At 31.9% G+C, this 11,658-nt stretch carries 12 protein-coding genes; 1 reads left to right on the top strand and 11 read right to left on the bottom strand.

Annotated elements, in window-relative coordinates; translation table 11 throughout:
* The coding region (locus BM384_RS04300) for an IS1595 family transposase (protein ID WP_139232043.1) at window positions 1–613 on the top strand (613 nt) is incomplete at its 5' end.
* Window positions 614–693: 80 nt separating this feature from the next.
* Here the strand turns inward: BM384_RS04300 and BM384_RS04295 are convergent.
* From BM384_RS04295 to BM384_RS04245, 11 genes are all read right to left on the bottom strand, one after another.
* Entirely contained in the window at window positions 694–1,335 is a 642-nt protein-coding gene (locus BM384_RS04295; protein ID WP_090011417.1) for a V-type ATP synthase subunit D, read from the bottom strand.
* A gap of 3 nt (window positions 1,336–1,338) precedes the next feature.
* Complete coding sequence (locus tag BM384_RS04290; protein ID WP_090011416.1) at window positions 1,339–2,718, bottom strand: V-type ATP synthase subunit B; 1,380 nt, start codon at window positions 2,716–2,718, stop codon at window positions 1,339–1,341.
* Window positions 2,711–4,504 carry a V-type ATP synthase subunit A gene (locus BM384_RS04285; RefSeq protein ID WP_090011414.1) on the bottom strand — a complete coding sequence of 598 codons (1,794 nt, stop codon included), beginning with the start codon at window positions 4,502–4,504 and terminating at the stop codon, window positions 2,711–2,713. The genes BM384_RS04290 and BM384_RS04285 overlap by 8 nt, the downstream gene beginning before the upstream one ends.
* A 19-nt stretch (window positions 4,505–4,523) precedes the next feature.
* Window positions 4,524–4,835, bottom strand: a complete 312-nt coding sequence (locus BM384_RS04280; protein WP_090011420.1) for a V-type ATP synthase subunit F — start codon at window positions 4,833–4,835, stop codon at window positions 4,524–4,526.
* Window positions 4,828–5,829: a V-type ATP synthase subunit C gene (locus BM384_RS04275; RefSeq protein ID WP_090011412.1), complete on the bottom strand. Its 1,002-nt coding sequence runs from the start codon at window positions 5,827–5,829 to the stop codon at window positions 4,828–4,830. Before BM384_RS04275 ends, BM384_RS04280 begins: the two co-directional genes overlap by 8 nt.
* A gap of 12 nt (window positions 5,830–5,841) precedes the next feature.
* The gene (locus BM384_RS04270; RefSeq protein WP_090011410.1) at window positions 5,842–6,441 is read right to left on the bottom strand and encodes a V-type ATP synthase subunit E; all 600 of its coding nucleotides are present in this window, start codon (window positions 6,439–6,441) and stop codon (window positions 5,842–5,844) included.
* An 18-nt stretch (window positions 6,442–6,459) separates the two neighbouring features.
* Complete coding sequence (locus BM384_RS04265) at window positions 6,460–6,945, bottom strand: V-type ATP synthase subunit K (protein WP_090011408.1); 486 nt, start codon at window positions 6,943–6,945, stop codon at window positions 6,460–6,462.
* A gap of 14 nt (window positions 6,946–6,959) precedes the next feature.
* Entirely contained in the window at window positions 6,960–8,918 is a 1,959-nt protein-coding gene (locus BM384_RS04260; protein WP_347455051.1) for a V-type ATP synthase subunit I, read from the bottom strand.
* Between the two features lies 1 nt (window position 8,919).
* Entirely contained in the window at window positions 8,920–9,255 is a 336-nt protein-coding gene (locus BM384_RS04255; RefSeq protein ID WP_242945949.1) for an ATPase, read from the bottom strand.
* Between the two features lie 224 nt (window positions 9,256–9,479).
* The gene (locus BM384_RS04250; protein ID WP_090011402.1) at window positions 9,480–11,135 is read right to left on the bottom strand and encodes a B12-binding domain-containing radical SAM protein; all 1,656 of its coding nucleotides are present in this window, start codon (window positions 11,133–11,135) and stop codon (window positions 9,480–9,482) included.
* Window positions 11,092–11,658, bottom strand: a complete 567-nt coding sequence (locus tag BM384_RS04245) for a hypothetical protein (protein WP_090011400.1) — start codon at window positions 11,656–11,658, stop codon at window positions 11,092–11,094. The genes BM384_RS04250 and BM384_RS04245 overlap by 44 nt, the downstream gene beginning before the upstream one ends.

Raw genomic sequence — 11,658 nt, 5'->3', positions numbered from 1 at the left:
CCATAAAATTTTAGATGCTATAAGAGAAAACTATAAGTGTTTAAATCTACATGACAAAATAGAATGTGACGAAACTTTTTTTCAAGAATCCTTTAAAGGAAATCATTCAAGGGATGGTTTTGCTATGCCTAGAAAAGCTCATAAAAGGGGAGGCGAGTCGAAACTTAGAGGAATTTCAAAAGAAAAGGTATGTGTTTTAACTGCTTTAGATTATAACAATGATTTTTATGTTGCTCCAATTGCCATGGGAAAGCCATCAAGCAATGATCTTATAAGAAGTGTAGGTAAAATAATTAATCCTAAAAGTATTTTTATAACTGATAGTTTATATTCATACAAAACTTTGTATTCCTATTACAAACTTAATCATATAGCCATTCCAAAGGGAAAGCATAGTTTCAAAGGATTTAACATCCAAAGAATAAATAGTGTTCATAGCAACATAAAAAGATTTATTTCAGTTTATAGAGGTGTTTCCACTAAATACTTGGCTAATTATTTATCCTTATTTAAATATATTTTTGATAAAGTTCAGGAATACCCATTGTTTATAAGGGGTGAACATCCTTATAAAAATACGAATTTTAAAGGCCGTCCACCTATATTTGAATAGCTAGTTTTATTTATCACTATATTTCATAATTGAGCCAACAAAAAAACACACCCCTTATATTAAGGAGTGCGTTTTTTCTATTAGCCTCTTTGATCTATCATACTCTTAACTTTCATAAGTCTTGTAGTAGCAGATCTTTCATTTTCATCAAGTCTCATTCTGATATACTTGATAGTTTCTTGAAGTTGAGGAATTGTCATGTACTCAAGAGCGTTAACTCTTCTTCTTGTACTTTCAATTTCATCAGCCATAAGCTGGCATGATTTTTCAACTTCAGCTAATTCTAAAAGTTGTGGTAATATACCGTATAATTTTGAAAGTGTATCGTCAAGTTCCGAAGATGTATTGGCGAATCCATAAGGATATATGCTTCCTTCATCTCCTTCAAGTTGTCTCTTGAAGTTCATTACAGGAACAGATACACTCATTACATTCTTTTCACCAACTTCAACTGAGATGTGTTCTTTAGGATAAGCAACAGCTTCTTCTAAGAATTCAGAACTCATAACAGCTCTAGCCATTACAAAGTCCTTAAGTGAACTTTGTAATTGGTCTTCAACTTCTTTTCTAAGCTTATTGTTATATTTAACAAGGTTAATGAATTGTCTCATTAATTCGTCTTGCTTATCCTTTAATAATTTATGACTTCTAGTTGACGTTGCTAATCTCTTCTTTAGTCTAGAAAGTTCCATTCTAGTAGGATTGACGTTTAACTTAGCCATAGACTATTCTTCCTCTCTTGGCAGATATTTTTCAAGGTATTCGTCTCTAATTCTCTTAAGTTCTGTTCTAGGAATCATCTTTAATAGCTTCCATCCTAAATCAAGAGTTTCTTCGATTGTTCTGTTTGTGTTGAAACCTTGAGAAACATATTGTTCTTCGAAAGCTTCTGCAAACTTAGCAAGTTTCTTATCAGTTTCTGAAAGTGCTGATTCACCTAAGATAGCTGATAATTCTTTTGCTTGCTTACCTTGAGAGTATGCTGCAAATAATTGGTTCATTGTATCTGCATGATCTTCTCTAGTCTTTCCTTTACCTATACCCTTATCTTTAAGTCTTGATAATGATGGTAAAACATCTATTGGAGGCATTATACCTTTCTTATATAATTCTCTTGAAAGAATAATTTGTCCTTCTGTGATATATCCAGTTAAGTCTGGAATTGGGTGAGTCTTATCATCTTCAGGCATTGTAAGTATTGGAATTTGAGTGATTGAACCTTCTTTACCTCTAAGTCTTCCTGCTCTTTCATATAATGTAGAAAGGTCAGTATATAGGTATCCTGGATATCCTCTTCTTCCTGGAACTTCTTTTCTAGCTGCTGATATTTCTCTTAATGCTTCCGCATAGTTTGTGATATCAGTCATAATGACAAGAACTTGCATTCCCTTTTCATAAGCTAAGTATTCAGCTGCAGTTAATGCCATTCTTGGAGTAGCTATTCTTTCGATAGCTGGGTCAGAAGCTAAGTTCATGAATAGAACTGATCTGTCTATAGCTCCAGTTCTTTCAAATTCTTCTTTAAAGAATTCAGCTTCTTCGAAAGTTATACCGATAGCAGCAAATACTATGGCAAACTTAGAATCTGAGTTTAAAACTCTTGCTTGTCTTGCGATTTGAGCAGCAAGTTCCTTATGTGGAAGACCTGATGCTGAGAAAACAGGAAGCTTTTGTCCTCTAACTAGAGTGTTAAGACCATCTATAGCAGAAACCCCTGTTTGAATAAATTCTGATGGGAAATCTCTAGCCATAGGGTTTATAGCTTCACCATTAATATCTAATCTTTTTTCTGGAATGATAGCAGGACCATTATCTTTTGGTCTACCCATACCATCAAACATTCTTCCTAGCATATCTTCAGATACACCAATTTCAAGTGGTCTACCTAAGAATTTAGCTTTTGTTCCTTTTAAGTTAATTCCTGAAGATCCTTCGAAGATCTGAACCATTGCTTTAGTTCCATTAACTTCTAGAACCTTACCTCTTCTTTTTTCACCAGTTTGAAGTTCTATTTCAACTAATTCGTCGTACTTAACGCCTTCAACACCTTCAACAACCATCAAAGGGCCAACAACTTCAGTAACTGTTCTATATTCCTTAAGCATTTGCTACCCCTCCCTTGCTGATTAATTCATCCATTGCTTTTCTTACATCTGCAGCAATTTCATCTATCTTAGCTATATCATCTTCATGGATATACTTACTTCTTGCAATTCTATCCTTTAATTCTTCGTCTTTTAAGATGTCATTTAGATATACACCAGCTTCAAGAGCTCTTTGAGCTTCATGTCTGTAACCTATAATTAAGCTTAACATCTTGTATTGTTTATTTAATGAAGTATAAGTATCTACTTCGTGGAAACCATTTTGTTGTAAGTAGTCTTCTCTTATAGACTTAGCAACATCTAGAGTTAATCTATCAGCTTCTGATAATGAATCTATACCAACAAGTCTTACGATTTCTCGAAGTCTAGCTTCATCTTGAAGGATAGTCATAGCTTCTAGTCTTAAAGCTCCCCAGTTTTCAGCAACATTTTGGTTCATCCAGTTATCAATTGTATCTTCATATAATGAGTATGAAGTTAACCAGTTAATAGTTGGGAAGTGTCTTTGATATGCAAGTTGTGCATCTAGACCCCAGAATACTTTAACTATTCTTAATGTTGATTGTGATACTGGTTCTGAAATATCTCCTCCTGGAGGTGATACGGCACCGATTGCTGTGATAGAACCTTCTCTACCATCATTACCTAAGCATTTAATCTTACCAGCTCTTTCATAGTAATCAGCAAGTCTTGATCCAAGGTATGCTGGGTAACCTTCGTCACCAGGCATTTCTTCAAGTCTTCCTGACATTTCTCTAAGTGCTTCTGCCCATCTTGATGTAGAGTCAGCCATGATTGATACACTGTATCCCATATCTCTGAAGTATTCAGCTATTGTGATACCTGTATAAATTGAAGCTTCTATGGCCGCAACTGGCATGTTTGAAGTATTTGCTATAAGAACTGTTCTCTTCATTAGAGATTGACCAGTCTTAGGGTCGATTAGTTCTGGGAATTCGTTAAGAACGTCTGTCATTTCGTTACCACGTTCTCCACATCCAACGTAAACAACTATTTCAGCATCTCCCCATTTAGCAATTTGGTGTTGAGTAACTGTTTTACCAGCTCCGAATGGCCCTGGGATAGCAGCAGCTCCACCCTTTGCAACAGGGAAGAAAGTATCGATAACTCTTTGTCCAGTTAACATTGGTTCAACTGGGTTTATCTTAGCTGCATATGGTCTACCTTTTCTTACTGGCCATTTTTGCATTAATTGAACTTCTACATCACCTTGTTCAGTTTCAACTACAGCAACTGTTTCAGTAACTGTAAAGCTTCCAGCTTTAATGTCTTTGATTTTACCAGTAATCATTTGTCCATTAGTTTTTACTGGTATCATTATTTTTTGAGTAACAACTGCAGTTTCTTCAACTGTACCTATTACATCACCTGATGAAACTTCATCTCCAACTTTAGCAGTTGGTACAAAATCCCACTTCTTTTCTCTATTTAATGATGGTACAGATACACCCTTTGTTAAGAATGCAGACTGAGCTGCTTCCATAAATGCATCTAGCGGTCTTTGGATACCATCAAACATTGATTCTATAAGACCAGGTCCAAGTTCAACTGATAGTGGTTCTCCAGTAGTTACAACTGGATCCCCAGGACCTATTCCTGATGTTTCTTCATATACCTGGATTGATGCCTTATCGCCTCTCATTTCGATGATTTCTCCGATAAGACCTTTTTCTCCAACTTTACACACGTCATATATATTAGCTTCATCCATACCTTCAGCTACAACTAAAGGTCCTGAAACTTTAATTATCTTTCCGGTCTTCACCTATAAAACCTACCTTTCTCTATAAGATATTAACGCCTACTGCCTTTTCTACATTATCGCTAATTCTTTGCATACCTATATTTAATGTTCCTTGATTGCTTGGAATTAATATTACTGCTGGAAGTACTGATTTATTATATCTTTCGATTGTTTCAGGAATATCTTTTGCAACATGTTCTGTTACGAAGATTACTGCATAATCAGTTCTTGCTAGCGTATCTATTGTTTTTTTCGCTTCATTTGGCTCTACAACTGGGAATACATCAATTCCTAATGCTTTAAATGCTAGAACTGAGTCCTTGTCACCAACTACACCTATTTTCTTAAACATATATCTCACGCAGCCTTTCTCTTATTACTTCTCCAGCAATATTATTTAGCTTGCCAACCATAACAATTCTAATTACTTTTATTTCTGTTTCTTTAGCATAAATGTAAGCTAATAGTGGTTCTCCACCAAAAGGTATCATTTTTGCAGATTTCATTAAATCCATTATGTAGTTATCTACTAATTTTTCTAATGTTCCTGCTGATCCTGTTTCTGCGAAATCCTCTACTCCTAACTTTAATACTTCTTCATAGTTAGTATAAGATAGCTTACTTGCTATATTTTCTACTGAATCACTTAATAAAGCTACTAAAACATCTTTATCAATTGAGCCACCTTCAATAACTAAAGTTAATAGAAAATCTCTATCTTTATTTTGTTTCTTAACTCTTAAAAGAGTCTTTAGATTAGTTAAATCTATTAGTGCAGAAACATATTTAGATGTAAAATCGTCATTTAATTCTTTAGCTATTTCTCTCATGTTTTCAAACATGTAGTTATCTAAGATAATGTCAATTCTTTGAGGATCTTTCTTAGAATTAAAGTCTTCAATTGTTTCTTCAATTGCTTTTCTCATAGTGCTTTTGAAAGATGATAAAGAACCAGTCTCTATATCAACTTTCATTTTTGAAGCATCCACTGTGCCAAATCCCATTAGCATGTCAGAAAAGTCTTTTTCTAAGAACATTCCTTTTAATATTACTTTAATGTTATGATAATCATATTTGATACTCATTATATCAACAAGAGATCTTACTGGAGACATGCTATATACATCGTCGTAAACTCTTTTAAGTTCAGCGCTTAACATATATTCATAATCTTCTGCTCTCTTTACGTTAGTCATTACATTTGAATATTCTGTTTCTTGAAGTATTTTTATTACTTCGTCAGCAGAATTTGAATCGACCATTCTATCAATTTTGGCTTTATCAAGGAGTCTGGTTTCTAATACTCTAAGTCTTGGAATGACTTGAGTAAATTTCATTTTATCCATTTACAAACCTCCTTAATTAAATAATTCTCTTGCTACTTCGAACTCCAAATCTTCCTTTAGTGAGTTAACTAAAGCTTCAAAAGTATTATTAATTTCTATGCCGTCTTTTTCTAATATAAATCCACCTTTAAAGTTTCCTGTTTCTGATGATAAAGTGATTGCTCCCTTTTTACCCTTAGAAACAAGTCCTGAATTAATTTCATTTACAACAGCTTCAGTAATAAACTTTTTACCTTCTTCATTTAGAACTAGCTTTTCATCTCCAGCTACCCCTGATGAAAGAATAGTTTCTTTAACGAAAGCTATGTATCTTTCTCCATCTAACTTACAAAGTTCTTCTATACTTTTTTCAAAAACTTCTTTTATAATAACTTGCTTTGCTTTAAGCTTTTCATTTCTTGCTTTAAGTTCTGCTCCAGAAATTACTCTTTCTTTAGCAGTTTCAGCTTCTCTTTTAGCTTTTTCTAGCATTTGAGCTTCTAATGAATCTGCTTCTTTAGTCTTTTTTTCGATAATTGAAGCTTTTTCATTTGCAGCATCAGCTAAAATTTTTGCCTTTCTTTCTTCTGCATCCTGAAGGATCTTAGAAGTAAGATTATTTACATTTGACATAGCTTCACTTCCCCAATCCTAGAATAGATTAACTACTAATATTAATGATACAACGAATCCTAATAATGCGTAAGTTTCAACCATGGCAGTTAATACGATACCTTTAGTGTTGTGTTCTGGCTTCTTAGCTAAGATTTGAACTGATGAAGCAGCACATCTACCTTGAGCAATACCTGAGAATAAACCTGCGATAGCTATTGGAAGTGCAGCAAATAATAAATACATACCTTGAGCTAATGTAGTATCACTTCCTAATTGAGTTAAAATCATAAGACCAACAACGAATCCGTATAAACCTTGTGTACCTGGTAATAATTCAAGAATTAATGCTTTACCGAATTTTTCTGGTTGTTCAGTTAATAATCCTGAAACAGCTTCACCTGCTAAACCAACACCCTTAGCTGATCCAATACCTGATAAACCAACTGCTAATGCAATAGCTAATGCTCCTAGTATTTGTCCTCCATAGTTTTCAAATAAAAATTGTACCCAATTCATTTCCATTGTAAAAATCCTCCTTAATCTCTTTTCACGTTTATAAATTTATTTTGTGTTTTAAATGGTGCGAAAGCTCTTCCGCCACCTTCATAGAATTTTCCAAAATATTCTACGTATTGTAATCTACATGTATGAACATATGCACCTAGCAATGATAATGCAAGGTTAAATATATGTCCAAATATAAGAATTACTGGTATGAATAAAATACTTGCTATTCCTGGTGGTAACATATCTCTACATATCATATTAAATGCTCCTGCAAGGGATCCACCTGATAATCCAAGTGCCATAAGTCTTGTATATGATACTAAATCTCCAACGTAGTTTGTTATACCATATAGTGCATAAGCACCTTGACCAAGTCTTGCACCTGTTGATTTTTCTTCTCTACCACCTGTAAGTACGATAACTACCATACCAAATATCATTGCTGCAATAGCTACTGTTTTTGACCAGCTTGGTAATCCTAATGCTGAACCACCTAAAACTACTGCAACTGCTATTAAAGTAATTACCCATGCACCAACATCATAGAAAGCATCTTTAGGTTTTCCTGCTCTAATAAGAACTGCGGCTTTAATTCCAAGTCCAAAGAATATTTGAATAACACCAAATATAACTGAAAGAACTAAGATAGCCATAATATCTGTGTTAGGATCAAATACTCTTGGCAGATTAATTCCTAAGAACTTTTGTAATATATCACCAAAGAATGATCCGTAAATAATACCAAATCCAATTGATGGATAACTTAAGTAATAAAAGAATTTAACAAATCTCTTAGTAGAATCATCAAATTTAAATACCTTTAACGCTACTAAAGTTGCAATAAGCATCACTAATCCATAACCAACATCTGCAATCATCATTCCAAAGAATAATAAGTAGAATGGTGTTACAAATGGTGTAGGATCTATATCATCATATCTTGGTACTGAGAACATTTGAGTGATATCTTCAAAAGCTGAGTTAAGGGCATTATTTTTAAGCTTAGTTGGAACCATATCCATCTCATCTTCCTTAACATCTTCATACTCAACGTAATAATCTTTACCAAGTACATCATTTAAAATTCCATTTAACTTTTCTTTTTCTTCTGCTGGAACCCATCCTTGAATAACCATAACATTTTCAGTTTTTAAGAAATTATCTACTGCAGATTTTCTTAAAACCATATTGCCATAGTATTCATTAACTAGCTCTAGAGTTTTATAATCTTCTTCTAAAGCGGATAATTCTTCACTAATAAAGAATTTTTTAGATTTTAACTTTTCAATTTCATTTCCACTTTCATGAATGATTTTTAGTGGAGTACCAGTTAAATCTGTTTTGAATTGACTAAATCCAAAGCTTCTTAACTTTTCTGTAACTTCCTCTTGCTCTTCTTTTCCACAAATAATTAAGAAATTAACATCTTGATTATCTGAAGAAATTTTTTCAAAGTAGCAGTTAGCAAATTCAGAACTTAAAGCTTCCTCATATTGCTTAGGAACAGTTCCTAAATAATGAGGTAATTTAACAGATTCTAAATCTTCGAAAGATGCATCAAAAGCTTCCCAAGCCTTCATTGTATCAATAATACCTTCAAGCTTAGTTATTTTACTTTCAACTTCAGAGATTTCTTCTTCTTTACTCTTAACCTTTTCACAAATTGCATGCCAGTTAACTGACTTAACTTTTTGCTCAAGTTCAGCTGAAGATAATTCTCTTTTGCCTTCCTTCATTGCCTTTAAGCCTGTTTTTTGAGGAACATAGTTAGATAAGAATTCTAGAGCAGATCTAGCCATAGATAATTCGTCTTCACACCCATCGAATTCTGAACCAGATTTATCTTGTGATAAACCCATAAGCGTTTCATTTTTTTCAAGAACATTTTCGTCTTGTAAGTTAATGAATTCTACTTCTGCAAAACCTTGAAGTTTTTTTAGAAGTTCTGCTTTTTGAGATTCAAACCCTAGCAAGGTGAACTTATTCATCTTAACTATTGCCATTCATTTTCACTATCCTCTCAACCACTAATTTAACAGCATTATTCTTTTTGTCTTCAGAAAGATTTAAAATACCTTCTGAATCCACCTTACCTTTAGCTAATATTGGCTCTGCAGCCTTATTACCTTCAGCAAGGGCAGCGTCTAGAATATCTTTACACTTCTTCTTTGCATTACTAACAGCTTCATCATACTTTTGAGCAGCTTCCACTGTTGCATTGTTTACAATCTGCTTTGCTTCTACTGTAGCAGCATTTATCATTTCATCCGCTTTAGCTTCTGCATCTTTGATTTCTTTAATTGCATCTAATGCCAAAAATATCACCACCTTTATTCCACACATTTTTTATATAAAACAAGAATAAAATAAATAATAATGCTTTATGTAGTATTCATTACTTTTTATTCTATTTTATTATACACTATTAATATACTTTTTCAACTATTTTATAGTTATTTTTCATATTTTATCAGTCGAATTTTGTAAAAAAACTTTAGTAATTTTTTATTTTTATTTTTTCAATAGAAAATGTAAACACTCTACTAGTTTTAAACTAATATTTTTTCACCTAAATTTCCTATTAAATAATATGTATCTTTAACACTAATTTCACCGTCTTTAATATATCTGTCCATGTCTATACTGAATTTTTCAATACTATACTCTCTAAAAGAATAGATTCCAATATACTTTTCCTTTATTATATTTTCCTCTTCTTTAGAAATTTCATACCTTAAAAATTCAGGCATTCCACGCTTTTTATTAAATGTAAGGTAGTCAAATCTTACAATATCTTTAAGATATTCATCCTCATTTTTTAATATTTCTTTATTAAATTCCAAAAACACTTTATAATATTCAGAATTTCCTATGTTTTTATCAAAGTATCCTTTCTTTTCAAAGTACATACCCAAATCATAGAAAAAATTATATGGTTTATTGTATTTATTATAAAAATATTTTAATATATTATTAAATTTTTGGCTATTATAATACTTATCGACTACAGCCTCTACTTTCTTTAAAATTAGTATCTCATTATATGAAATTTTGTTTGTAGATAAGATTTCATATGGAGGGTATGGAGAAAATTTCATATCATACTTAGCACTTTCTTCTCTCATTGCTGATCCTTTTAATAATTTTAAAAAGCCCAATTGTATTTCTTCTGGCTGAATACTATGAACATCATTAAAAGATTTCTTAAAAGATTCATAATCTTCTCCTGGAAGTCCTGCAATTAAGTCTAAATGCTGTTTTATATTCTTTATTGATAATAACTCACATACCTTATCTTTTATATCACTAAAGTTAACAAATCTATTTATATTTCTTAATACATCATCATTAGTTGTCTGAACTCCAACTTCAAACTGGAATCTATCTAAAGGTGCCTTTCTCAATAAATCTATTTCTTCATTTTTCAATATATCTGCAGAAATTTCAAAGTGGAAATGTGTATTAGTATCTGCCTCAATTAAATACTTCCATATGGCCATTGAGTGTTTTGTATTACAATTAAATGTTCTATCTACAAACTTAACAAGCTTAACCTTCTTATCTATGAAAAATTGCAGTTCTTTTAAAACTTTGTCTATAGATCTAAATCTTACTCCATGAGATGTAGATGATAAGCAATACTTACAGTTAAATGGACACCCTCTACTGCTTTCATAATATACTATCTTATTACTTAAATCTTCATCTTCTTCATATGGAAATATAACATCATCTAAGGACATTGGAGGTCTTGAGCCATTATATAAAACATTATCCTTTTCTTTATAATAAAGCCCTCTTACTGTATTTATCTCTCTTAAACCCTGCTTATATTCTACAAATTCTCTAAAAGTAACTTCTCCTTCACCTTCAATAACATAGTCACCTACATTTTCTTTAAGAAAGAGCATACTATCATAAGAAACCTCAGGTCCTCCAAAAAGAATTTCAATTGAAGGATTTACTAACTTTATTAATTTAGAAAGCCTCTCTACCATCTCTATATTCCATATATAAGTAGAGAAAGTTACTACATCTGGTTTTTCTTCAATTATTCTTTCTAATATATGTTCTTCCCTATCATTAATAGAAAATTCTTTAATAGCACATTCATAATCCATATCCTTTGTATATGCTCTAAGATACCTTACTGCAAGATTACTATGAATGTACTTTGAGTTTATTGCTGTTAATAATATTTTCATTTTTTAGTTCCTCCCTATGTTGACTCTTATTTTTAATTGCCTTAATAAAAAAAACATCTTCCCAAACTTTTGCTTCTCTAATTTCACAGTACTTTTCAAGAATTTTTCTAATTTCATTAATGCTGCAAGTTGCAATAGGATTGTAATTTTTTAAAATTGCCTTTTTAATCTCCCCATGAGGAAGTGCTATATTTATTTTATAATTAATAAATCTTCCACCTTCCTTATTTACATCCCATACATATATTTCACCATCTTCTTTTAGATATTTAACTACATCCTTTATAACTTTTGCCTTCCTTCTATTTCCTAATATATTATTAAAATTAAATACAAATGTACATGCATCATATTTTCTTTCATCTAATACACTTTTATTTTCAGAAGTAACATAGTCTACGCAGATTTCTTCTTCAACATCTTTAGAAATATTGTATATAATCCCTGAATTTTCACTGGACATATCTAGTATATCACCCTTTATTTTAACATCATTCATATTAATAAATATAGTCTTTCCCAT

Origin of the sequence: Clostridium sp. DSM 8431, assembly GCF_900116755.1 — a bacterium.
Lineage (GTDB): Bacteria > Bacillota > Clostridia > Clostridiales > Clostridiaceae > Clostridium.
This window is presented reverse-complemented; position numbering and strand designations above follow the sequence as displayed.

What these genes read in the sequence shown, in the direction of transcription:
- BM384_RS04260 (WP_347455051.1), bottom strand. Translation starts at nt 8,918, where the DNA reads ATGAATAAGTTCACCTTGCTAGGGTTTGAATCTCAAAAAGCAGAACTT.
- BM384_RS04275 (WP_090011412.1), bottom strand. Translation starts at nt 5,829, where the DNA reads ATGGATAAAATGAAATTTACTCAAGTCATTCCAAGACTTAGAGTATTA.
- BM384_RS04250 (WP_090011402.1), bottom strand. Translation starts at nt 11,135, where the DNA reads ATGAAAATATTATTAACAGCAATAAACTCAAAGTACATTCATAGTAAT.
- BM384_RS04290 (WP_090011416.1), bottom strand. Translation starts at nt 2,718, where the DNA reads ATGCTTAAGGAATATAGAACAGTTACTGAAGTTGTTGGCCCTTTGATG.
- BM384_RS04270 (WP_090011410.1), bottom strand. Translation starts at nt 6,441, where the DNA reads ATGTCAAATGTAAATAATCTTACTTCTAAGATCCTTCAGGATGCAGAA.
- BM384_RS04280 (WP_090011420.1), bottom strand. Translation starts at nt 4,835, where the DNA reads ATGTTTAAGAAAATAGGTGTAGTTGGTGACAAGGACTCAGTTCTAGCA.
- BM384_RS04265 (WP_090011408.1), bottom strand. Translation starts at nt 6,945, where the DNA reads ATGGAAATGAATTGGGTACAATTTTTATTTGAAAACTATGGAGGACAA.
- BM384_RS04245 (WP_090011400.1), bottom strand. Translation starts at nt 11,658, where the DNA reads ATGGGAAAGACTATATTTATTAATATGAATGATGTTAAAATAAAGGGT.
- BM384_RS04295 (WP_090011417.1), bottom strand. Translation starts at nt 1,335, where the DNA reads ATGGCTAAGTTAAACGTCAATCCTACTAGAATGGAACTTTCTAGACTA.